The sequence below is a fragment of the Alteromonas sp. CNT1-28 genome (assembly GCF_022348345.1).
Lineage (GTDB): Bacteria > Pseudomonadota > Gammaproteobacteria > Enterobacterales > Alteromonadaceae > Alteromonas > Alteromonas macleodii.
The window spans coordinates 227,568-251,146 of record NZ_JAKREZ010000007.1 but is presented as its reverse complement, the minus strand read 5'-3'; the positions used below and the strand labels follow the sequence as shown (position 1 = coordinate 251,146).

Here is a 23,579-nt window from a genome sequence, read left to right as displayed (position 1 = left end):
TAGATTACTTTGTAACGTATAGCCACCAAATATGATCAATTAGGTGCAACGGGGCTGGTTATTTGTTGAACAAGTGTTTGAAAACCAATAAAACTCGTTTCCATCAAAAAAAAGATGCGCAAACGTCGTGGTTTTTCTGTACAATCCGCGCAAATTTTTCTATCTGCATTTTTTTGCAACAAATCTAACGCATACTCCTTTCCACTGAATTGAAGTAGACGTTGATTTACACAGGCTCTATATAAGCATGAATACCACTGATATTAATAAATTGCGTAACATCGCAATCATCGCCCACGTTGACCACGGTAAGACCACCCTGGTAGACAAACTGTTACAGCAGTCTGGCACCCTTGAATCTCGAGGCGAGCAAGAAGAGCGCGTAATGGACTCGAACGACATCGAGAAAGAACGTGGCATTACCATCCTAGCTAAGAACACAGCGATTAACTGGAACGACTACCGTATCAACATCGTAGACACTCCAGGACACGCTGACTTCGGTGGTGAAGTAGAGCGTGTAATGTCGATGGCTGACTCTGTACTTCTACTTGTAGATGCGCAAGAAGGCCCGATGCCACAAACCCGTTTCGTTACGCAAAAGGCATTTGCTCAAGGTCTTAAGCCAATTGTTGTTATCAACAAAATCGACAAGCCTGGTGCGCGTCCTGATTGGGTTATGGATCAAGTTTTCGACCTATTCGACAACCTAGGTGCAACTGACGAACAGCTAGATTTCCAAGTTGTTTATGCGTCTGCACTTAACGGTTGGGCATCACTAGATGCAGATACTAAAGAAGACGATATGACGGCATTGTTCCAAACTATCGTTGACCAGGTTTCTCCTCCTGATGCAGATATCGACGGCGCATTCCAAATGCAGATCTCTCAGCTTGACTACAACTCATACGTGGGTGTTATCGGCGTAGGTCGTGTTAAGCGTGGTTCTGTTAAGCCAAATCAACAAGTAACGGTTGTTACTGCTGATGGCAAAAAGCGCAACGGCAAAGTAGGCTTAGTTTACGGCTACCTTGGCCTTGCTCGTCACGAAGTTGAATCTGCGCACGCGGGCGACATCATTGCAATCACAGGTCTTGGCGAACTTAAGATCTCTGACACCATTTGTGACGTCAACACTGTAGAAGCACTTCCTCCACTTACGGTTGACGAGCCTACAGTAACCATGACGTTCCAGGTAAACACCTCGCCGTTTGCAGGTAAAGAAGGTAAGTATGTAACGTCACGTAACATTCTAGAGCGCCTTAAAGACGAACTAGTACACAACGTTGCACTGCGCGTTGAAGAAATGCCTGATCCGGACAAGTTCCGCGTATCTGGTCGTGGTGAACTTCACCTAGGTATTCTTATCGAAAACATGCGTCGTGAAGGTTACGAGCTTGCAGTGTCACGTCCAGAAGTAATTCTGAAAGAAGTTGACGGCGCAACGCAAGAACCATACGAAACCCTGACTATCGACTGTGAAGAACAGCACCAGGGTTCAATCATGGAACAGCTTGGTCTGCGTAAAGCAGAAATGACTGACATGTCTCCAGATGGTAAAGGTCGTGTACGTATCGACTTTATCATTCCAAGCCGTGGCCTAATTGGTTTCCAAACAGAGTTCATGACGTTAACGTCGGGTTCTGGCTTGCTATATCACACGTTCGATCACTATGGTCCGTACAAAGGCGGTATCATCGGTAAGCGTAAGAACGGTGTTCTAATCGCTAATGCAAACGGTAAAGCACTAACTAACGCTCTGTTTAACCTTCAAGAACGCGGTCGTCTATTCATCGGTCACGGTGTTGAAGTGTACGAAGGTATGGTTATCGGTATTCACAGCCGTGACAACGACCTTACTGTAAACGCCCTTAAAGGTAAGCAGCTTACTAACGTTCGTGCATCAGGTACTGACGAAGCGCAAACACTAGTTCCACCAATCAGAATGTCACTTGAGCAAGCGCTTGAGTTCATCGATGACGACGAACTAGTAGAAGTAACGCCTGAATCTATCCGTATTCGTAAGAAGCTTCTTACAGAAAACGAGCGTAAGCGTGCATCACGTGCACCTAAGTCTTAATAGCTTCTAAGACTTACATTGATTTTGAAAATGCCAGCGTCAGCTGGCATTTTTTTTCCATTTTGCCGATGAGTTTGGCCTGCAATCTTTCAACTCGTGTCTCAACTTACACACCGTCACTTCCCATCAAAAAAGCTGCTTTCTAGCATTATCACTAAAACGTTAGAAAAAGTTTAAATATCGACCAAAGGTTAGTGGTCAAAAGCGTTCAGAGATTCTATGCTTGGAAAATCAGTCCGCATAGATCAATACCCAGCGAGCATTAATCTATGCGGATTGGTACAATAGACTGATGCCTTAACACGTGAGCTAAGTCGTTGTAATATTTACGGCTAATGACCTAACAAAAAGGGGAAGGGTAGTGTTTTCTGTAGCAGTAGTTGAAGATGATCCTATCACGCTTGACCTTATTACTGACGCGTTGGAAACGCAGTTAGACGCCACCGTGTATCCATTTACACGTAGTAAATTTGCAAGGGATTTTTTGCTGCAACAAACCGCAGAATCTATCAGCTTGATCATCAGTGACCAAGTAATGCCGGATTATGATGGACTAAGTCTTCTAAAAACCTGTCAGTCTTCGGGGTTGGACGTTCCATTTTTACTCATTACTGCCGACCCTAACAAAGAGTTAGTGATAGAAGCGCGTAAACTTCAGGTTACCGGTTTTCTTGCTAAGCCACTCAATATGGAAGAGCTAGTTCAAAAATCGAGAGAGGCGGTGTCGCAGGCCAGCTAAGCCTGTAGGTTGTTTTTCATTTTATGTATCGCACGCTAAAGGTGTGCATGAGAGCCAAAAATCTACTTCGTGGTTAACGATGACAACGTAAAACAGGTTAGGACAGCAAAGCGCAATTTACCTTTGGCTTTAACGTGTTAATTTATCTCTATTAAAGTACATTTCGATATAGAAAATTCGGGTTAATTCATCTCACGCCCCTAGTTTATGAGGCGCTAAAATTCTACACTGGTGGCATAAGTTTTTATGCAACAGGATGTAATGTGAGCGCCTTATTCGATAACACCCCTCCCAGAAAAGACACGTTTTCGTTCAAATGGCAAAAGTACAAAGGGAAAGACATCATTCCTGCGTGGGTTGCCGATACTGAGTTTCGTTGCGCGCAGCCAATTCTAGACGCCATTTCGGGTCAGGTTGAGCATGGCAACATGGGTTACATACTGCCTGCACATCACGAAGGCGCCATTCAGGCTGTAGTGAGATGGCTTAAAGATAAGCATAATTGGGAAATTCAACCCGAGTGGCTAGTGTGGACACCAGGCGTTGTGCCAGCGTTTAACGTAGCGTGTAAAGCCTATTGTGAACCCGGTGATAAAGTACTTATTCAAACACCCAATTATCCGCCTCTACTGGCTGCCCCAAAGCTAAATGGTCTCGAACGGGTAGATATAGGCACGGTAGTGCAAAATGACGACGGCACAAGTTCTGAAACTATCTCGAGTGTTGAAGGTGCGCGCTATACGTTAGATTTTGAAGCATTAGAAAGAGAAGCGGCTGATCCTAAATGTAAGCTGTTTATTCTTTGTAACCCAATGAACCCGGTAGGTTCGGTGCTTACTAAAGCTGAATTAGATCGCATTGCCGAGATCTGTAACGCGAACAACGTTAAGCTATGTTCTGATGAAATCCACTGCGACCTTATTCTAGAAGATGGCAAGCAGCACATACCGGCGGGCCGCGAGTCCAACCTTGCTGAAAATAGCGTTACGCTAATGGCTGCCAGTAAAACATTTAATATTGCTGGTTTGGGAACGTCTTTTGCCATCATCCCTAATCGCCAGCTGCGTCAGGCATTTACCAATGCCGCAGCGGGCATCGTACCTTGGGTTACTGTATTGGGCTTAGCGGCTACAGAAGCAGCATTCACTCAATGTGATGAGTGGCATCAGCAGCAACTTACCTACTTGCGTGAAAACAGAGATATGGTGTTTAACACAGTAAACAGCATTGACGGGCTTAAAATGCTCAAAGCCGATGCGACGTTCCTTGCGTGGGTAGACGCCAGTGGACTAGGTGTAGAGAACGTCCAGCAGTGGGCCGAAGAGAAAGGCGTAGGCCCGTCACCAGGCATCGATTTTCACAAGGCGGACCATTTCAGAATTAACTTTGGCTGCAGCAAAGCGATGCTCCAGGATATTCTGCAACGCCTCGCCAGCTAAAAATTGGGGTCAGAGTACTTTTTCAGTCCCAAAATGGGGTCAGAGTACTTTTTGTAATTACGCTCTCTATTAAAAAGGGCCAAAGTATTACCTTGGCCCTTCTCATATGCAGTTATTTTGTTAGTCACGTAATTTCACTGTTACCTGCGAGTGCACACTATAATGACATACAAAGGGAGAAAGTTACTCTGACCCCATTTTTGCAGCTAGCTAAATACGCCGATTAGTTTATACAGGCCTAAACCAATCACAGTACCCACTACTAGAAAGCCTGCCAGGTTACTTTTCCATGTGTTTCTAAATTCCCCCAGTGCGGTGCTTTTATTCATAACGACCAATAGAAATATGGCAATAATTGGCAGTAAAAGAGCATTAGTCGCTTGAGCAAACAAGATGGCGGGGAGGGGTTTAAAGCCAAGTGCTGCAACACTGACACCCACTACAATGATGATAAACCATACCGCTTTAAAGCTCTTGCTTTGCATATCGTCAGAAAGCCCTAGTGCTCCTGTTACCGCATAAGCGGCTGCTAGCGGCGCAGTGATAGCACTGGTTAAGCCTGCGGCGAATAACCCTAATGCAAAAAACCACTGAGCTTTGTCACCTAAAACCGGTTTAAGCTGCTCGCCCATGTTCGAAGCGTCCATAGTGGCAGCTTGATTGAAGAACGCCATCATTGCTGTTGCCATTACGATGAGCGTAATAAGCCCACCCATACTAATAGCTCTAGCAGACTGGTTTCGGCACGCGACGACCGCTTCTTGTTTATCTTGGCCTTTCGATGATTTTGCAACTAGGCTCGCGTGAAGAAACAAGTTGTAAGGCACGATGGTGGTACCAATAAGCGCCAGCACCGTGGTAATGGCGTCAGCGTCTAGTCGCGGAGACATTAACTGACTAAACATCGCGGCGATATCAGGTTTGGCTACCAACAGCGTGATAAGAAATACGCCAGCCATAATAAAGACGAGATAAACCAGTACTGTCTCTATCCACTTGTAGCTGCCCGACCAGAGTAAAACTATAGCGATCGTGCCCAAAATACTGGCCCAGGGGCCAATGCCTATACTGATAAATGCGTCTAGCCCGATTGCAGCGCCGGTTAGGTTGCCCGATTCATAGGCTGCGTTGCCAATGCCGATAGCACTGACAATAAGCACGATAAAAAGATTCTTTAGCCATGGCTTGTAAGCCATGTTTTTCATTGCACTGGCTAGGCCTTGGCCGCTGGCCACACCTAAACGCGCTGCCATGTCTTGCAATACTATGGTTGCGAATATGGAGAAGAGGAGCGCCCATACTAGGTGAAAGCCAAAGTTTGCACCTGCCAGACTTGCCGTAGTTACTGTTCCAGGGCCAATAAAGGCGGCCGCGATGATGTATCCTGATTTATCTTTTGCCATTGCAACGACTCTTAGTTAAGTTTTGCTATCATGACAATAGGTAGGCGAGCACGCAACAGTACCGCTAAACCAATACAGTAACAGATTGGTTTTAAACCTATTGTCGCGTACCCAGTGTAGAAGTTTGTTGTTTACTCTTTACCTTATTTCCCATTGTTTTGGGTAGATAAAAGGTTACAAAACATGCCCTCTACAAAGTGGCCGCGCAGACTACCGTTTCATAAAAGAGAACGCAAATTAAAATAGGATGGTAATGGTGAAAGATGGGTTTCCAATAAACACAATCAGCGATATTGTTTCGCTTCCCAGTTTCGAAAATGTGCTTCCGGATGCTTATTACGTAGATGGAATGATCTTTGCCGTTGCCTCCGCACCAGAAATTCCCATGCCCGAACAGTGGATGCCGTGGCTCATACAGTCTAGTGACAGCCACCTTGTAGACAAAGATGTAGATAAGCTTGCTGATACATTAATGAATGGCCTGCGGGCGCATTTGGATTTTATGCGTCAGGAAAAGTCGCCCATGCCTAGTGAATTGAACGTTGCGATAGAGGTGCAAGGAACGACGAGGCCTTCGAAAGAACTCGAAAGCTGGCTAAATGGGCTTTTACACGTGCACAAGCAATTAGAACCTGTGTGGCAAAATGCGTGGAACCATTGGGAAAAGCATTTAGAAAAAAGTAAGGCGAACAAGAAAGACTGTGACGATAACGAGCCTGAGAAAACAGAACCTGCAGAAGCTCGCCTGTCTCGATGTTTAAAGCTTTTCTCAACGCTTGCTAATATTGAATTAGCTTTGTCTTACAGAAACGACAAACAAGCTGCTCAGCTTGAAAGTAATATAAACATGCTTGTTAAACAGCTTCCTTCGGTGCTGGCAGATTACACTAAGTTGTCAGGGGAGCTAGCAGGCGCGTTACCCAATCAATTTGAAACCTTCAACAAAGTAACCTAGGGGAAAACTTGATAACTGGGAGCTGCAGGAGAAGCAAAAAACAAAAACGCTAATTCAAAATTAGCGCTGTCTTTGTTGTTGATGCCGTTGATTCAACGTGTGTTTAAGCGAAGCGGTATAGCTGTCTAGTTCAAGTTTTGCCTTTTCGTATTGCTCGTTAAGAAGCCGTGAAGCAGGCTCCCTCATAAGCGCCTTAAAGGCAATATCTGTCTGTTTGAGCAAATGCTTGAGGTGTTGATTACTGTCATCCATGTATAGCATTCCGATAAAAACAATTCGTTAAACCCGAGAAACAACAGGTTCTGGGCGACTATGTGCAATGCTTACAACACTCTCAACAACAAGCTTAAAATTACTTCTCACACTACACAGCAGTACTGGTTCCTTGAGTACTGACTTTTCAATAACTTTGTACGTGCGCCTTTACTATTTAGTTTGGCTTAAACTTTTATAAAGGTTTTACCACAGCCAGGCAAACGATGGCGAGAATGATAAGCACCGGCGCTTCATTTAAAAAGCGATAAAAGCGCGGAGAGTGTCTATTTTCGTCGCGTGCAAATTGCTTCATTAACTTAAACAAATAGAAGTGATAGCCGTAAATAGCAAGAAGCAGCAGCAACTTTATATGAAGCCACCCCGACATTTTAAACCAAGTTCCACCATAGCTGACAATAAGCGCAACGCCGAATGCCAGAGTTAACAAGGCGAATGGAGTAACAAAGAACCACAGGCGGCGCTCCATGACCTTAAATTCGTCTTTTACCACTTGAGATTTCGTGGTCGCGTGATAAACGAAAAGTCGCGGTAAATAGAAAAGTCCTGCCATCCAAGCCAGCATGAAAAAGATGTGCAGCGCTTTAAACCATAAAATGTACATACTAATAATGAGCCTTTTGTAAGAAGCTTTGTAAGATATTCCACGTTACTACGCCAATAATATCGTTTAGCTCCTGATCGTAAATATAAACTGCGCCAGAGCGCGAGTTTTTAAGGTGTTCGTATACTTCGTGCAGCGTAGACTGCGCGCTAATACCTTCCATTTCGTAATAGTTTAACGCTGTTGCATCGTGTTCCAAACTCACATTGTATTGGACCAGCTTATACTGCACATCTATTTCAAATTTTAACTTCTGAATGACAATTTTTGTTGGATCGCTTTCTAAGTAGTTAATTAACGCTTGCTCCGGCGCATCGTGAAATAGCTTGTACTCGGTATTCATCGCTGCAAGTACGCCCGTTTTCTCAAGTGCTTCACGAATAGACGAGATAGCGTAAGGGAGATTTTGATAATCAAGCTGGCGTATGAAAATAGAGCGGTTGCCAAAGAACTGCGTAGAAGTCACGTAAGCAGGCACAATTACCAACATGGCTGGTAGAATAATTTGCGGGCTGTACGATAGTTCCATAACCGCGGAAAGCGCTGCAAGAGGCGCGTGCAATACTGCGGTCAACATGCCTGCTATGCCTAACAGGGCGAAGCTGTTGGTAAATTCGGGTACGTCAATAAAGTACGACAGTGGCAATAAAAGTACGGCGCCAGCGAGCATGCCAATAACCATCACTGGGCCAATGATCCCTCCTGGAATACCGAGGCCAATAGCAAATACCGCCAAGATAACTTTAAACACCAAAGTAGAAACCAACAGCAGCGCGCCGGGGGAGCTATCAAATAAGTGCTCAACATCGATAAAGTTGGCGCCAAGGGCTTCAGGTATAAACATACCAATGGTACCGGTAATTAGCGCAGCAAGTATTAAACGCCACACCATGGAAACCGGCCTGAACCACGTCATCACCCGCATAAGCTGGCTATTGAATAAAACGGCCAGCATGCCCAACAGAATGCCTAGCAGCACCAAGTAAAAATACATCCACTGGCTAAATGCATTAAACGATAAAAACGAAAGCTCGTTTACTTCTCCAAATACAATGCGAGTGAGCACCGAGCCACAGGCAGCAGCCAGCATGACAGGAACAAAAATATGTATTTTGTATTCCCTAAGTACCACTTCCATCACGAATATTACGGCAGCAAACGGGGTGTTGAAGGATGCGGAGATCCCTGCCGCAATGCCGCAGCCTGCAAGTATTCGAATACTGTTGTAGGGCAAGCGAAGCCATTGCCCTAAGAAACTACTGCCTGACGCGCCTAAATGAACGGAAGGGCCTTCTCGACCGACAACGAAACCGCCGGCCAGGGCTAGCATGCCCCCAAAGAACTGGTTAATGGTGGTTCTAAATGGAATATGACCGTAATAGTACTTCACTCGATGAATAACGAAGGGAATACCTAAACGGTAGTGCTTGAAGCCCGTAAGAAAGGCGATAAACAGAATTAATCCTACACTGGTAAATGGCATGATAAGCCAAACCAACCAGTCATAGGTAAGCACCGACTGAAGCGACGAAACGCCTGTTTCTTGTAGCCATTCCACGCACAGCCGAAACAGTATAATGATAAGCGCCGCGCAGGTTCCCCCTACAATGCCCAGCATGCACAACTGAATGGATGTGCGTGGATGAGCTACTTCCTCTCTTAAAGCCTGCAAGCGCATGTTGTGGTACAGTAGATTAACGTAAAAAGAAGCTTACCATAAACACCTAAAATTCATAATGTTTAGAGCGCCTTAGCGCACGGTGTTTTTTGTTGATGTAGATATCATGACGACAGATCAGTTAAAAGAAGTTTTAGGCAACTACAAGTGGACACTGTTAGTGGCGCTTATTATGTTTGCCATGGTTGGGTTCGGCTATAAGCTAGCGCGAATTATTGACGAAGGCGACAGCAAGAAAGTACAGGCTCAGCAAGAAACTATTGCTATTTTGTCTGAAGAAAATCATGCGCTTACTACCAAAGTGAATCAGCTGGAAGTCGCCATGGAGCTTGCCACGCTCGAGACGGAGAGCATTACCAATACGTTAGGCGAACAGAAAAAAGAACTAGAGGCGCAACAAGAATTACTGAGTTTCTATGAACGCGTCGTGGCGCCTGAGAAAACCGACGAAGGTTTTGCCATTGAAGGGGTAGAAGTTTTTAAGTTAAGTGACAATACCTATCAACTTAGGTTGGTTCTGCTGCAGTCTAAACAGCAAAAAGCAGTGATAAATGGCAGTTTAGATATTGCCGTAGTCGGTCAGCGAAACGGTGAAGCGTTCACGCTGAAATCGGGCGAATCGAGCCTGCTGGCAGAAGATATCAAATATCGCTTTCGCTTTTTCCAAGCCGTTAACGTAACTCTCACTATCGAGGAAGATATAAACCCCGAATCCATTGCTTTTTCTACAACGGTCTATCAATACAAAACCCGTAAAGGCAACTATGAGATAAGCGTGCCGTGGAATGAAGCGCTTTCTGTCGAAATAGAGTAATCGCTGTGGGGCAGCGCTAGCCTATCCGTTAATTCAACCTTTTAACGCATCGAAAGCTTTATTCAAACAAATACCAGTAGCCATAACCCACAAGAAATGCAGGAATAGCAGAGTACACTGTGGCAATAAGCGCTGCTTTGGGTGAGAGCGCAATGGCGGGAAACAACGCGTCGCCGTCATTACTTATTGCATTGCCAAGTTGTGCTGAAAACGGAACTGCGCCATTAAGGTATAAGCTGGTTACCAATATCTGCGGACCGCAACCAGGTAAGAACCCGATGATGATCGCCAGGCCAACTAAGCCGGGGCCCATGGATTGAAGCAGCCCTGCAATGTCTAGCCCAAACCAGACAACAGACAGCTCGAACATAAGAAACGCGAGTACTACCCATGCCAATACAAACTGTGTGTCTAGTGCGGCTTTCTCTTGCCATTTAGGCGGAGGCGGAATTAAATCCTCTTTCGTAATCGAAGCGTATCCGCTTCCCGAACCACACAAAGACCATAGTCCAAGGCTCGAAATACATAACGCGGCACCAATCAGCGTTAGTGTACTTTCACTGATAGCAAGGTAACTGTGTACGGGAAGTTGAAAGGCCAAACCAAGCGCAATCGCCAACGAGGGTAAGCTCGCAATCATCCAGAATACTTTAGAAAGTGATATGGCTTTGTGGCTTACTGTTTTGGGTTTATCACAGTTTTGCGATTGTTGGAGCGCACCATCGGCTTCAGGAGCCTGGTAATTATGAAATTTATTGACCACTAGCCCCGTCATTGCACCCACCGTGACGCTGACGGCCATTACGGTTAAGGCATCTAACGGTGCTTGGGCGAGTAACAGAAATGCAGCATCGCCCATAGTGCTGGTTAGCACTGCTACCACGGCTCCAAAGCTTGTCACACCTCGCGTGTACTGAGTGACAACGATAATAGCACCGCCGCAGCCTGGCAGAGCACCAAGTAGGGCAGATAATCCTACCTCATGTACAGGGTGCGCTTTCATATAATTACCAATGGCTTCGGCCGAAACGCGTAACGTGGCGACGTAATAAAGCGCAAGCGATGCATATACAAACGCTGCCACTTGAAAAAATGCATCTGACAACACCGATAAGGTAATCGCACGGGTGCTGTTATAAGTAAGAAGAATGGCTATAAACAGCGGCATCAACAGCCGCTTATTGGTTAAGTGAGGAAAAAAAACGTTTCTTAATAGGGCGCTAGTAAAAGAAGGTAAGTGCTTATACCGGACCACCGCCTTAGCGCTTTTTGATGTGTGAGACGCCGTATCCATTACAACTACACCCTCGACCTACTGTTATCCATGTTTAAGGCGTGCCTAGGGGCTGTTGACCTTTGGTGTACGAATTTTGGTCTAAATGGAAGCCTTTTAATCGCGAAACAGTCCTGCAAGCCTAGCGGGCTAAGTTAAAGGACTTGTTCTCGATTTAGAACCACTAAACCGTCAAACATTCGCCTTGTCTAGATGGCACACAGACCGCTGCAAAAATGTACAACAAAGGTCAACAGGCCCTAGTTAAGCACGCCTAGTTTTCGCAACGCCTTAGCTCGAAAGCGTAACTGTGCCTTTCATGATGCCGATGTGACCAGGGAACGAGCAGAAAAACATGTATTCTTCATCTTTGCTTAACCCTTCAACAGAAAAGGTCGTAGAAGTCTGTTCACCGCCGCCAATAATGTCAGTCGCGCCAATTACACGCTCATCGTCTGGCTTAACGTAATTGTTGTCTAAACCCGCACTCATACCGTCTGTTGCCACTGCTTGTCCGTTGGCTTTTGTTGTCATCACCCAGTTATGGCCCATGGCTTGTTTAGGTAACTGACCTGTGTGCTTCAAAGTCACGGTAAACTCGCTACAACTCGCCGGGATAACAACGTTCGACGTATTGAATTGCATGGCGTCGTTTGATTCCACAGTCACTTCGCATTCGTTAGCAAATGCACCAGAGGCCATAAGAAAAAGGGCTGTGCCACCAAGTAACTTCTTGATCATAAATAATGTCCTTTGAATTTTGGTTAACTTCACCTATCGGTGGAATTGGAAGATCCAATTTTCTTTACGAAAAAGAATAGCACTGGATCATTGTAAATGCTAACGATTATCATTTATATTGAGTGGTATATAAAGAAAGCGCTTTTATGTACATCGAGCTTTTTTGTTTTTTCACGCACAAGGGATGCACATGTCTTCGATACGAAATGCAGTTCAACACGTTCGATTTGGATACAACGACAATGAGCTGAACTCAGCGCTTTTAAGAAATTATCTAGATGGCGTAACTTTCGTTGCCAACTTATTGCCAAGTGATAGAGACAAATTTTCTATCTATAAAAATGCGGTTGAGGTGCTTTATGAAACCCTGTGCGATCCGCAGGTCAGTCAGCAATGGCGGCATAGTTGTTTAGAGCATTTGTACAAGCCGTTACTTAAAGCTGAGCGCTACGCGTGTAACGAGAGTGATCGAATTGCGCTTGCGAGAATAAAAATAGACATGAACACCAGAGAGCCTGTTGATCTTTGATGTACAGCAAAGGTCTGCAAGCGCTAGTGCACCATTTTTTATAATTCACTTACTAGGGCCTAGTTTTCTAATGCCACTAGCCCTAATAGGATTCTGATAAAAGCGTGGCAACCACGCCGAAAAACTAGCTATATCAACACAAGGATACAAGTCATGACAGCAACACGCACAGAACGCGACAGTATGGGCGAGCTACAGGTCCCCGAAAATGCACTCTACGGCGCGCAAACTCAGCGTGCCATTCAAAACTTCCCTGTAAGCGGGCAGCGCATGCCCGAAGCCTTCGTACGCGCGTTGATTACAGTAAAAAAAGCCGCAGCACAAGCCAACATGAAACTCAAAGTGCTGGATAAAGATCGCGGCCAAGCGATAGTTAAAGCCTGTGATGAGCTGTTGGCACTTGATGATGTGATGCAGCATTTTCCCGTTGATATATTTCAGACTGGTTCAGGCACGAGCACAAACATGAACGCCAACGAGGTCATTGCTCGCTTAGCCTCTCGTTATTCTAGCGAAGAGGTTCATCCGAATGATCATGTAAATTACGGGCAAAGTTCAAATGATGTGATCCCTACCACCATTCATGTTAGCGCGGCTATTGCATTGTCAAACGAGCTTATACCGGCCGTTGAAAGTTTAGTTCGTACTATTGAAGTTAAAGCAAAGTCGGTAGCGCAATACTGCAAAACCGGACGCACTCATCTCATGGATGCGATGCCTGTAGGCATGGATCAAAGCTTACTGGCTTGGGCTTCTCAGCTTAAGCAGCAGATTAAAACCCTGCGCGCTGTGCAGCCAGCTATTCAAACCCTTGCCCAAGGAGGCACTGCCGTGGGAACAGGTGTAAACGCCCATGCGGATTTTGCTACGACATTTTCAGATGCGCTAGGGGAGCTGACCGACATTGCGTTTAAGCCCGCTGACAATTTCTTTGCATTGATTGGCTCTCAAGACACAGCAGTGACGCTTTCCGGTGCGACAAAAAGTTTAGCCGTCACCCTCATGAAAATTGCTAATGACTTGCGCTGGATGAATTCTGGGCCTTTGGCTGGTTTAGGTGAGATTGCGCTGCCTGCGCTACAGCCAGGTTCATCGATTATGCCCGGCAAGGTAAACCCGGTTATTCCGGAAGCAGTGGCGATGGCTTCAGCACAGGTAATAGGTAACGATACGGCGATTACCGTAGGTGGGCAGTCTGGGAATTTTGAGCTAAATGTAATGCTACCAATGATTGCCAGCAATTTGCTTTCAAGTCTGTCGCTAATGACCAACAGTGCGACGCTAATCGGCGAGCAGGCGATCGAGGGCTTTACTGTAAATCAAGATAACATTGAAGCTGCGCTTTACAGAAACCCCGTGCTCGTCACCGCGCTCAACCCTGTTATTGGCTATGCTAAAGCCGCAGAAATAGCAAAAACAGCCTACAAAGAAAACAAGCCTGTTATTGATGTGGCTGAAGCGATGACAGATATCCCCAGAGGCGAGCTAGAATCACTACTAGACCCGAAAAAACTTACCACACCTTAAAGCGCTGTGAGAGAACGAAGATGATAAAAAGTGCGATCTGTGATCGCACTTTTTTTGTGGTGAAAGAGATGTTTGTATACAAACAGGACGCACTAAAAACTCGCATGATCCACGCTTGATTAAAAACTGCTCAACGATTGGCACGTTCTTGGCTTGTTCTAAGGTTATTATCAGGGTAAAACGTGTTTTAACCGGTATACAGTTGCTGTATGCGAACGGGATTTTTGATACAGTGACGCAATAAATAAATTGTATAGCTGCGTAAGACAGCAACAGACACTAGCGCTAATAGGTTTTGCTTATTGTCATGGCTAATTGCTATGAGGAAAGTGACGCCTTTTCGGGAAGAAAAAATGACAGAAACTTGCTTTCGCATGAAGGGCACTACGCTCACCAGTATTGTGTTAGAAGTAATAGATTTTGAGCCAGATAATTTTGAAGCTCAGTTATCTCAGAAGGTCGCGAGCGCGCCGCAGTTCTTTACCCGTTCCTCACTGATTTTACATTTGATAAAGCCTTTATCTGCTACAGAGTTCGAGCTGCTGGTGGCGCTATGTCGTCGATTGCAATTACAGCCCATGGCCGTGAAAGGTGAGGTGGCAGAGCTGAAGCCTACCATCAATGACTTGGGGTTAGCCGATGTAAGCCAAAGCAAATTTACAGACAGCGCACTTCGTTCGAACAAAGCGAATGGTAGTGAAAACAATAACGGAAGCGGCGAAAACCCGTCTCAAACCGCACAACAAGATCAAACCGTTTCAGCGCCGCCAAAAAGTGAACCGGCTCCTGCAGCCGCAACCACGCTCAAACCTGCCAAAGTAATTAACCGTCCGGTACGTTCTGGTCAGCAAGTCTATGCCGAAGGCGGAGACTTGGTGGTAACGGCTTCTGTAAGCGAGGGGGCTGAGCTGCTTGCCGATGGTAATATTCATGTTTACGGCACCCTGCGCGGCCGCGCGTTGGCAGGCGTAAAAGGCAATACGGGAGCCCGTGTATTTTGCCAGTCGTTAGACGCGGAACTTATTTCAATTGCAGGGCAATTCATTATGCACGAAACCGTGAAAGGTGAATGTTGGAAGAAACCTGCACAAGTATATTTAGAAGACGAAACATTACGTATAGAGCCGTTGGCTTAATGCTTTGTACGCACTAATAGGAAAGAATAGATGGCAAAGATTATCGTAGTAACCTCAGGAAAAGGTGGTGTAGGCAAAACTACATCGAGTGCAGCAATAAGTACGGGACTTGCGTTAGCAGGCCATAAAACGGTAGTGATCGACTTCGATGTGGGCTTGCGAAACCTTGACCTTATCATGGGATGTGAACGCCGTGTTGTTTACGATTTTGTAAACGTCATTAATAAAGAGGCCTCACTTAAACAGGCACTAATTAAAGACAAAAGAACGGAAAACCTTTTCATTCTTCCGGCATCACAAACTCGCGATAAAGACGCGCTTACCGTTGATGGTGTGCAGGCCGTATTAGACGAGCTTAAGAAAGACTTTGAGTTTATTATCTGTGATTCGCCAGCGGGGATTGAGCAAGGCGCACAGATGGCGTTGTATTTCGCTGATGAAGCCATTGTGGTTACTAACCCTGAAGTGTCTTCTGTACGTGATTCAGATCGTATTTTGGGTATTCTTCAAAGTAAATCGATGCGCGCAGAAAAAGGCGAACCGGTTAAAGAACACCTTTTATTAACCCGTTACAACCCAAGTCGTGTTGAAAGTGCTGAAATGCTAAGTGTTGCAGACGTTGAAGAAATATTGGCGATTCCACTATTGGGTGTTATTCCAGAGTCTGAATCGGTGCTGAAAGCATCTAACCAAGGTCAGCCGGTTATTCTTGACGAAGAAGCTAATGCAGGACAAGCTTATGCTGACGCTGTAAAACGTCTGCTAGGCGAAACTGTTCCACATCGTTTCCTAGAAGCAGAAAAGAAAGGGTTCTTTAAGCGTCTGCTAGGAGGGAAGTAATGGGAATTTTCGACCTGCTCAAAAAGAAGCAAAAGCCAAGCACCGCAGCGGTCGCCAAAGAGCGGTTACAAATCATTGTTGCACACGAACGTAAAAAGCGAACAGAGCCTGATTACTTGCCAATGATGCAGCAGGAAATTATTCAGGTAATTCGCAAATACGTGACGATTGCTGACGATCAAGTATCAGTACAGCTAGACAATAACGATGATTGCAGCGTACTTGAATTGAACGTCACTTTGCCAGACAGCAATAACTAAGGCTTAATCGCTTAATTAGTTATGGCTGCCTGCCAGCGTTCTTTCACCTTAGTCGCTCATTAGATCCTCATCGACATCTAGTTGTTTGGAGGCAAGCGCGATTAAACGCTCATCAAGTGGAGGCGGAGAGATATCTACGCCTTCACTGAGTTTGGCGATAACGGCGTCAAGTACGTTAACCCTTGCTTGCCACTTAAACTCCCCGTTAATTACATGCCATGGCGCATAACACGTGTGGGTGTGCTTGAACATGTCATTTGTAGCTTCTACGTAGGCGTTTCGCATCTTGCGGTTATGCAAGTCTTCTTCGGTTAACTTCCAGCGCTTGAAAGGATTGTGCAGCCGCTCTTCAAACCGCTCCCGCTGCTCGCTTGACGAAATATGCATAAAGAGTTTGATAATACGAACCCCGCTGTCACTGAGCGTTTTCTCAAATGCGTTTATTTCTTCATAACCGCGCTGCCATACCTCTTCATCTACCAGTTTATCTACTCTTTCTACAAGCACTCTTCCGTAATGTGAGCGGTCAAATATTTTAAGTGTGCCAGGGGAGGGGATGTGTTGCCAAAAGCGATAGAGAAAGTGTTTGTCTTGGTCTTCTTTTGCGGGCTTTGCCACAGGAAATACGCTCACGCCACGAGGGTCTAATTTCTCAGTAATACGCCTTATAACGCCGCCTTTCCCTGACGCATCCCATCCTTCAAACACAATGAGTGCTCGTTTTTTCTGATGAAAGTAAGATTGCTGAACGTGAAAGAGTTTTTCTTGCTGTTTTACTAACGCGTCTTTGTATTCTTCTTTGCTCGTAAAGCAAGACTGTCCGAAATCGTCAAACAGCACTGGGGGAGAAGAAGGTAATTGGGAGTTGTCGGTTGTACTCATATGCCGCCCCTTTATTCGTGTATCGCCAATATTTTAGATACGTTGACCACACTGCTATTTTCTATCTGTTAGTGTTAACTAGTTTACTTAACTTTTCTATCTCAACGTGCCACTTAACAGAAATGCCGTTAATGTGCAGTAACTTGAATCGTTAAGTTTTGCCCCAATAATTGCTAACTATCCGCAAGTATTAGATAATTGCGACCAAGCACAAAGTGCGAAAGCACGAGGTTAATGTAGAGGTGGGTATGTCTGTAGAAACGGCGTTGCCAATTGAGTTTTCAGACGCTGCAGCAGCGAAAGTGAAAGCCCTTGTTTCAGAAGAAGAAAATCCTGATTTGAAATTACGTGTATACGTAACAGGTGGTGGTTGTTCTGGCTTCCAATATGGTTTCACGTTTGATGAGAAGGTGAACGAAGGCGATATGACCATTGAAAAAGACAGCGTAACTATGGTTGTCGACCCGATGAGCTTACAATACTTGGTCGGTGGCATTGTCGATTATGTAGATGGTCTGGAAGGTTCACGGTTTTTAGTTCAAAACCCAAATGCCACGACGACCTGTGGCTGTGGTGCAAGCTTTAGCGTTTAAGGGCTTAAGCTATACACTACTACGCTTTTTAAGCGTTGAACGTTCAGCTTTGAGCGCTTGATGTTAATACGATAGGCATACATCGCATCATTTTGTATGCCTGTCGGTTGTCTTGTTCTCAACACTTCCTTTTATTTTCAAATTCCGGCTACACTGATTTCATAGAACGACTACGGTTTAGGACAGCGTTTATGAAATTATATGGCTCCACCACTTCTCCCTACGTGCGCCGCATTCGCATCGTACTTGCGTCTACAGAACATAAATTTCTTAATCTTCAAATTTTTTCAGGTGAAGATCGCGAGTTGCTCGCCTCTCGCAACCCTACGCTTAAAGTGCCTTGTCTTGAAGATGACGGCCAAATGATTTTCGACTCTCGCATTATTTATAACTACCTTGCCGATAAGCTTGATCACGAAGGGTTAAGTTGGGAAGAAGAGAATCAACTAACCCTGATTGATGCAGCTAACGACTCCTTTGTTCAGCTTATGCTGCTGAAACGTTCAGACTTTGATATTAGCGAAGACAAAATGTATTACCGTCTTCAAAACGAGCGAATTGAAGCTGTGTTAGATGCGCTGTCAAACCAGCTTGATGCGGGTGGATTTAGTGGTTGGACTTATCCCGAAATCTGTTTGTACAGCATGATTGACTGGGTACTTTTCCGTGAGCTACACAGCATGAAGGATTATCCTCAGCTGTTATCATTTCATGAAAAGCACCATGATCGCATTGAGATAACGGCAACTGACCCTAGAATTTAAGCGTCAGCGTAACCAGCTACAGACAGGCTGTATTTTAGTCTTGAATGGATGACGAGAAGGGCTATTTGAACGCTAATAGCCCTTTGCAAAATCAAACTGGTAATTGAGCGATTCACCATTGATGTAACGCAGTACATTTTCTAAAAACACGTCAGCTACATCGCTCGGTTGAGATTCCGCGGCAGTATGAGCGGTCACCGAAATACGCGGGTGCTGCCAAAATGGATGAGCTGGGTCGAGAGGCTCGTTACGAAAGACGTCCAATACTGCATGGGCCAATGCGCCGTTGTCTAAAGCTTGCAAGAGCGCATCGTCGTCAACCGCACTGCCTCGCCCTGCGTTAATAAATACACTGTGGGGTTTCAGCGCACTAAAAAATTCGTGAGAAAGCATGTTTTGCGTAGATGACGTGTCGGGCATTAAATTCACCACGTGGTCACATGCTCTGGCAAACGCTTCGATAGTGTCGGGTGTATAAACAGCATCGGAACCTTCCACTGCTTGCCCGCTTCGGGTTAAACCCACAACGCTCATACCCAATGCGTGAGCAACGGGGATCAATGCTTGCCCAATACTGCCCAGTCCAGCAATGCCAAGCGTTTGACCATTTAGCGGCATTCGCTTTGATGCTTCCCATATTGGCGGAGCGGCACGCTGGTTTTGCTCAAAAGCCTTTACGTTTCTGGCATGCCCAAGCAAGTAAGCAAAAACATATTCCCGCATTAGCTTACCAAAAATTCCCTTTAGTCCGGTAAGTATGTAGTTCTTCTTATCGGCATTTAGAAGGGGAGCATTGCCTGCCCAGGTAGACTGACACCAGGTGAGTGCTGAACATGTATCAATAATTCGAGACGCAAGGTCGGGGTCTGCAAGCAGTACCGTAACGGTTTCTGAATTTACATCTTCAGGGCATTGAGCAATTTGTTTAAGCGTTAAAAGCGGGAGACCATCAGCGCCTATGAAGTCGTTATTATCTGCTATTCTTTGACGAATCGCTTCGGCAATATCATTCGCCTCATCGCTTAAAATGGTCAGTTCAATCCTCTTTGAACTCCTTGCTGTCATTTGCTTAACACTCCTAAAGTAAACTTTTCTTTCCTCTGTCTGACTGCACAATCGTAACGCTAATTGTTCTAAAAATGTGATTTAAGTTTTACATTTTTGTAAACAGTGTTGGTGTCATGTACATGCACCTGAAGTCAATTTGCAACGGAATCGCTATGCAGTCAGAAAATAAATTCCAAAACTCAACAGATGTTGATGTAACGCACGCTAAGGTGCTTTCACCTAAGCGTAACACGACCCAAGCCGAAACAACGCAGGCTTTAGTTGAGGAACAATTATCTCATTTCGGTATAAATGCTGAGAGCGACTACGGTAGGGCACTCGCCAACACCGCTCATCACCTATATGGTGCTCAAGCAAGCGTTATGCAGCTATGGGATATTACGAGTAATACGCTACAAGGACTTGATAAAGAAGACAGACTGGCTTATTTCAACGCTAAAAAGTTTCTGTCTTTTCAAATTGCGAAGATACTGGATACGTTGCAAAACCCATTTCGTGCCACGTACCAAAGTTTGTCGAGTGGCAATGGCTCGCAAGGGCACTATCCACTGTTCGACAATGTCACGGCACTTTTTTCTGCAACACCCGTGGTGGTAAGAACAGCGACTTATGTGTATGCCTGTACTGAATGGGTCGACGACGCGTTTCAAGGCAAAGAATTTACTCACCAAATTTATTCACGTCTGTTGAACCCAACGAATATTTCACTTGCTAACGCCATTGTGGATATGGAAGCGGGTCCTTACGCTGCCGAATATCTAGCCTGGAACTTCAACTCGGGCATGGCTGCCATTGACGCGTGTTTATCAAATGTTCTTAGTCATGGCGATGTACTGATTGTTTCGAGGAACGTGTACGGCGGAGTGTACCAGCTACTTCATGATTATTTCGCCCGCAGCAACCGAATGGACATACAGATTGCGTGGTTTGACGGTTATGACGCACAGAGCTTTGCAGAGTTCATGCAGCAAACTAAAACTGAACATGCGTCGCGTTTAAGCAATGGTGCGAAAATGCACGTGTATTTAGAGTCGCCTTGTAACCCACATGGTTACGTATTGGATGTGCCTGGGATCTGTGAATTAGCGCATGCACAAGATGCGTTGGTAATGTTGGACTCCACCCTTGCTACACCTGTACTGCACCAGCCACTTCAGCATAAAAACAAAGCTGCGCGACCCGACTATGTCATTCACAGCTACACCAAAGATTTGTGTGGTAGCGGTGCTACCACAGCAGGCGTAGTTATTGGCGAAGGGCACCGTATGTTCCAGCCAAAAGGCAGTTCAGCAAATGGTGTTGATTGGTCACAGACCATGTTTTGGGATGTGTACTACATCAAAGGTGCGTTCTTAGACTCTGAAAAGGCCTTTGACGTATTAAACGGCATGAAGACCTTAGAGCAGCGCATGATGACCAAGGTCATCAATACGCAAGTGTTTACTGCATTTTTGAATGCCCACGATCAAATTCGCGTTAACTGTCACGCACTGCCTGAACACAGTAATGCCGGTTTGCGTGAAAAGCAGCATACACACGGCTGGCCGTGTACTTTATTCACGGTTGATATGGCGCCGGCAAACCTGCCTCGCGATGTATTTGTGCGGTTCTTCGATGCCCTAGAGCCTGCATTCAGCCACCAAGTGAGTATTGGCCAGAATAATACGATAATTTTATGCCCGGCGCTGACCTCTCACTCTGAGCTCAGCTCAGACGAGCAGAAGAAAGCAGGGATAGAACTGACGACTATGCGTATTGCCATGGGTACCGACAACGTTAAACAGCTCATTGCCCACTTTATGCTAGCCGCCAAACATTTTATCGAGCCTCATGCTCCAGGATTTTGTGAGAAGTTTATGGCAAATGCCGACATCGACAATCTGTATTTGTCGGTAAGTGAAAGAGTAAGTTCACAGCACTTTGGCAGCAAGGCCAGTATGGATTCACTGATGAAAGGTGCATAGGTTCATTTTTTAGCTCAAGAAGTTGCTTTGAGCTGTCGATAAAAAATATTGAGGATGTTCTCCTTCTCCCGGGCCTTTCCTTACGCGGGCTCGGGATTTTTTTATTTATAGCAAAGGTAAATGACGCTAGAGCGCCTAACTTTTGTTATAAGGTAAGATAGACACAGATCTTTAACGTCAAAGAATATCTAAGGCAGCCTTATGCACGAGTTTAAAATTGATGTAACGCTAGATGCATCATTGCCCTTTGTTTTTGCAGCATTTCACGAGCCTGAATATCTTAGTGAGTGGTTTGCACCGGGCGATTGTTCGGTCACACAAATCATGAGTGATTTCAAGGAAGGCGGTCGCTATCGCATAAAGATGATGGATCCCAGCGGTATTGAAATGTCATTAACTGGTGAGTATGTGACTATTTTAGCGAACGAGCAGCTGTCGTTTTCCTGGGCGTGGGAAGATGATATGGAAGAGTCGGTGATGACATCAGTAGACATTCACTTCGAAAAGACCGATGAGGGGAATGTAAGGTTGGTGCTCATTCAGCAGGGCTTTCTCAATAAGCAAGAGTGCGATCAGCACAATTACGCGTGGATGTCGTGTCTAGAAAAACTTGCCGTATTAGCCGCTAAGAAAAAGTCGTTTAACTAAGGGCATATTTAAATAGTGAGAACGCGTTAGCATTACACATCGTGTTATTTCAAATAACGCTTTTGAAAAGGGCAGAGCGCTAGGCTCTGCCCAAAGACAGTCAGGTCAGCGAAGTCATCGCGTCCTTCCCACTCTTCTCGCGGTAGGTTTCAAAATCGTTGTAGCCTTCAACACCACCTCCGTACCACGATGATGGATCGTCAAAGGACTCGAGAGGGTAATTATGCTTAAATCGTGTCGGAAGATCTGGATTCGTGATCCAAGGTCTCCCAAACGCAATCATGTCACCATCGCCATCAGATAAACGTTTCTCGGCTTCTTCTTTGGTGTAGCCACAGTTTCCGATTATCATACCGTCGAATAGTGCTCTAAATTCAGCAAGGGTCATGGCTTCGCCTCGTTCATGGAAGCCAAAGGCCAAGCCATCCATTACGTGTAAATAACCTATCTCCAATTTGTTTAGCTGTTGAGCAACAAAGGTAAAGGTTTCACGAAAATCATCGGCCCCCATATCGTTAAACACCCCGTTTGGCGATAATCTCACGCCAACGTGCTCTTTATCCCACACGCTCAATACTGCATCCATCACCTCGGCCAAAAAGCGGTAGCGGTTATCGACACTACCACCATAATTATCGGTGCGCTGATTGCTGCGGCTATCCAAAAATTGATTGATGAGATAGCCATTTGCAGCATGAACTTCCACACCGTCGAATCCGGCTGCCTTGGCGTTAATGGCCGCTTTTTTGTAGTCTTGTACTGTGCGTTTTATATCGTCAAAGGTCATCGCCTTCGGCACTTCGTAGGGCTTCTTGCCTTTAGGCGTGTGAATTTCGTCCCCTTCAATTTTTATTGCTGATGAAGACAGGGGCAAATTTCCATTGTGGAAATCGCTGTGTGATGCGCGTCCAGTATGCCAGAGCTGCAAAACGATTTTTCCCCCTGCCTCGTGCACTCTATTGACCACCGAGCGCCAGCCCTCGACCATTTTGTCGGTATAAATTCCAGGGGTATCAACCCAGCCAATGCCTTCTTCTGAAATGGCCGTTGCTTCAGTAATAATGAGCCCTGCATCTGCGCGTTGTACATAGTGATCGCCCATAATTTTATTGGGTATGCGATCGGCGCCAGCTCTACCTCTCGTCATAGGGGCTAATACCATGCGGTTTTGCAATGTATTCTCTGCCCAATCAAACGAGCTAAAAAGTACTGAGTCTGTCATTCTTATTCCTTATTCAACGTAGAAAAGATTGATGTTGAAGCGCTAAGCGTATTGGTGCTCAAAACGCTATAAGATAGTAGTGAATACAGAGATAGCGAGAAGTTGGATTGGTAGAAAGTTGTCCTTGAAACTAATTAAACTCAACGG

23 protein-coding genes are annotated in these 23,579 nt (G+C 45.4%); 14 read left to right on the top strand and 9 right to left on the bottom strand.

All coding sequences use genetic code 11. The features are described 5' to 3' along the window. Nucleotides 1-247 precede the first annotated feature (247 nt). From typA to MHN02_RS07400, 3 genes are all read left to right on the top strand, one after another. On the top strand, nucleotides 248-2,080 hold the full coding sequence (typA, locus tag MHN02_RS07410; RefSeq protein ID WP_049588246.1) for a translational GTPase TypA: 1,833 nt from the start codon (nucleotides 248-250) through the stop codon (nucleotides 2,078-2,080). A 361-nt stretch (nucleotides 2,081-2,441) separates the two neighbouring features. Further along, the gene (locus MHN02_RS07405) at nucleotides 2,442-2,819 is read left to right on the top strand and encodes a response regulator (RefSeq protein ID WP_014950586.1); all 378 of its coding nucleotides are present in this window, start codon (nucleotides 2,442-2,444) and stop codon (nucleotides 2,817-2,819) included. Nucleotides 2,820-3,082: 263 nt separating this feature from the next. Next, entirely contained in the window at nucleotides 3,083-4,258 is a 1,176-nt protein-coding gene (locus MHN02_RS07400) for a PatB family C-S lyase (protein ID WP_039226147.1), read from the top strand. Between the two features lie 206 nt (nucleotides 4,259-4,464). Here the strand turns inward: MHN02_RS07400 and MHN02_RS07395 are convergent, their stop codons facing one another. Next, nucleotides 4,465-5,661, bottom strand: a complete 1,197-nt coding sequence (locus MHN02_RS07395; RefSeq protein ID WP_014980175.1) for an Nramp family divalent metal transporter — start codon at nucleotides 5,659-5,661, stop codon at nucleotides 4,465-4,467. Nucleotides 5,662-5,914: 253 nt separating this feature from the next. On the opposite strand from MHN02_RS07395, the gene MHN02_RS07390 reads away from it, so the two are divergent. Further along, complete coding sequence (locus tag MHN02_RS07390) at nucleotides 5,915-6,616, top strand: UPF0149 family protein (RefSeq protein ID WP_039226366.1); 702 nt, start codon at nucleotides 5,915-5,917, stop codon at nucleotides 6,614-6,616. A gap of 60 nt (nucleotides 6,617-6,676) precedes the next feature. On the opposite strand, the gene MHN02_RS07385 is transcribed toward MHN02_RS07390, so the two are convergent. From MHN02_RS07385 to MHN02_RS07375, 3 genes are all read right to left on the bottom strand, one after another. Beyond that, entirely contained in the window at nucleotides 6,677-6,868 is a 192-nt protein-coding gene (locus MHN02_RS07385) for a hypothetical protein (protein WP_014950582.1), read from the bottom strand. A 196-nt stretch (nucleotides 6,869-7,064) separates the two neighbouring features. After that, nucleotides 7,065-7,493 carry a CopD family protein gene (locus tag MHN02_RS07380; protein WP_014950581.1) on the bottom strand — a complete coding sequence of 143 codons (429 nt, stop codon included), beginning with the start codon at nucleotides 7,491-7,493 and terminating at the stop codon, nucleotides 7,065-7,067. Nucleotide 7,494: 1 nt separating this feature from the next. Continuing rightward, nucleotides 7,495-9,171, bottom strand: a complete 1,677-nt coding sequence (locus MHN02_RS07375) for a chloride channel protein (RefSeq protein WP_014980173.1) — start codon at nucleotides 9,169-9,171, stop codon at nucleotides 7,495-7,497. A 106-nt stretch (nucleotides 9,172-9,277) separates the two neighbouring features. Between MHN02_RS07375 and MHN02_RS07370 the strand changes: the two genes are divergently transcribed. Next, entirely contained in the window at nucleotides 9,278-9,985 is a 708-nt protein-coding gene (locus MHN02_RS07370) for a DUF6776 family protein (protein ID WP_171337870.1), read from the top strand. A gap of 58 nt (nucleotides 9,986-10,043) precedes the next feature. On the opposite strand, the gene MHN02_RS07365 is transcribed toward MHN02_RS07370, so the two are convergent. After that, a complete protein-coding gene (locus MHN02_RS07365) occupies nucleotides 10,044-11,279 on the bottom strand; it encodes a putative manganese transporter (RefSeq protein WP_156086867.1) in 1,236 nt (411 codons plus the stop codon). 270 nt (nucleotides 11,280-11,549) lie between these two features. Next, a complete protein-coding gene (azu, locus tag MHN02_RS07360; RefSeq protein ID WP_014950577.1) occupies nucleotides 11,550-11,999 on the bottom strand; it encodes an azurin in 450 nt (149 codons plus the stop codon). Nucleotides 12,000-12,189: 190 nt separating this feature from the next. Here azu and MHN02_RS07355 point away from each other — a divergent pair, with 190 nt between their 5' ends. The 5 genes from MHN02_RS07355 (at nucleotide 12,190) to minE (ending at nucleotide 16,291) form a co-directional block, all read left to right on the top strand. Beyond that, on the top strand, nucleotides 12,190-12,528 hold the full coding sequence (locus MHN02_RS07355; RefSeq protein WP_171337872.1) for a hypothetical protein: 339 nt from the start codon (nucleotides 12,190-12,192) through the stop codon (nucleotides 12,526-12,528). 153 nt (nucleotides 12,529-12,681) lie between these two features. After that, nucleotides 12,682-14,055: a class II fumarate hydratase gene (locus MHN02_RS07350; RefSeq protein WP_075176833.1), complete on the top strand. Its 1,374-nt coding sequence runs from the start codon at nucleotides 12,682-12,684 to the stop codon at nucleotides 14,053-14,055. Between the two features lie 353 nt (nucleotides 14,056-14,408). Then, nucleotides 14,409-15,191 (top strand): septum site-determining protein MinC, encoded by a 783-nt coding sequence (gene minC, locus MHN02_RS07345; protein ID WP_039226158.1) that lies wholly within the window; start codon nucleotides 14,409-14,411, stop codon nucleotides 15,189-15,191. A gap of 30 nt (nucleotides 15,192-15,221) precedes the next feature. Next, the gene (gene minD, locus MHN02_RS07340) at nucleotides 15,222-16,031 is read left to right on the top strand and encodes a septum site-determining protein MinD (RefSeq protein WP_014977272.1); all 810 of its coding nucleotides are present in this window, start codon (nucleotides 15,222-15,224) and stop codon (nucleotides 16,029-16,031) included. Next, nucleotides 16,031-16,291, top strand: coding sequence for a cell division topological specificity factor MinE (gene minE / locus MHN02_RS07335; protein WP_014950572.1), 261 nt, complete (start codon nucleotides 16,031-16,033; stop codon nucleotides 16,289-16,291). The genes minD and minE overlap by 1 nt, the downstream gene beginning before the upstream one ends. A 48-nt stretch (nucleotides 16,292-16,339) precedes the next feature. On the opposite strand, the gene MHN02_RS07330 is transcribed toward minE, so the two are convergent. Further along, nucleotides 16,340-17,173 carry a polyphosphate kinase gene (locus tag MHN02_RS07330; protein WP_171337873.1) on the bottom strand — a complete coding sequence of 278 codons (834 nt, stop codon included), beginning with the start codon at nucleotides 17,171-17,173 and terminating at the stop codon, nucleotides 16,340-16,342. Nucleotides 17,174-17,421: 248 nt separating this feature from the next. On the opposite strand from MHN02_RS07330, the gene erpA reads away from it, so the two are divergent. Together erpA and MHN02_RS07320 are read left to right on the top strand one after the other, a co-directional pair. After that, on the top strand, nucleotides 17,422-17,766 hold the full coding sequence (erpA, locus tag MHN02_RS07325) for an iron-sulfur cluster insertion protein ErpA (protein WP_014950570.1): 345 nt from the start codon (nucleotides 17,422-17,424) through the stop codon (nucleotides 17,764-17,766). Between the two features lie 191 nt (nucleotides 17,767-17,957). Further along, complete coding sequence (locus MHN02_RS07320) at nucleotides 17,958-18,530, top strand: glutathione S-transferase family protein (protein WP_014980166.1); 573 nt, start codon at nucleotides 17,958-17,960, stop codon at nucleotides 18,528-18,530. Between the two features lie 72 nt (nucleotides 18,531-18,602). Here MHN02_RS07320 and MHN02_RS07315 read toward each other — a convergent pair whose 3' ends face one another. Continuing rightward, nucleotides 18,603-19,595, bottom strand: coding sequence for a D-2-hydroxyacid dehydrogenase (locus MHN02_RS07315; protein WP_171337874.1), 993 nt, complete (start codon nucleotides 19,593-19,595; stop codon nucleotides 18,603-18,605). Between the two features lie 155 nt (nucleotides 19,596-19,750). On the opposite strand from MHN02_RS07315, the gene MHN02_RS07310 reads away from it, so the two are divergent. Both MHN02_RS07310 and MHN02_RS07305 read left to right on the top strand, forming a co-directional pair. After that, nucleotides 19,751-21,562 (top strand): PLP-dependent transferase, encoded by a 1,812-nt coding sequence (locus MHN02_RS07310; RefSeq protein ID WP_171337875.1) that lies wholly within the window; start codon nucleotides 19,751-19,753, stop codon nucleotides 21,560-21,562. A 201-nt stretch (nucleotides 21,563-21,763) separates the two neighbouring features. After that, nucleotides 21,764-22,210, top strand: a complete 447-nt coding sequence (locus tag MHN02_RS07305; protein ID WP_239245303.1) for an SRPBCC domain-containing protein — start codon at nucleotides 21,764-21,766, stop codon at nucleotides 22,208-22,210. A gap of 100 nt (nucleotides 22,211-22,310) precedes the next feature. On the opposite strand, the gene MHN02_RS07300 is transcribed toward MHN02_RS07305, so the two are convergent. Beyond that, nucleotides 22,311-23,432 carry an alkene reductase gene (locus MHN02_RS07300; protein WP_239245301.1) on the bottom strand — a complete coding sequence of 374 codons (1,122 nt, stop codon included), beginning with the start codon at nucleotides 23,430-23,432 and terminating at the stop codon, nucleotides 22,311-22,313. Between the last annotated feature and the right edge of the window lie 147 nt (nucleotides 23,433-23,579).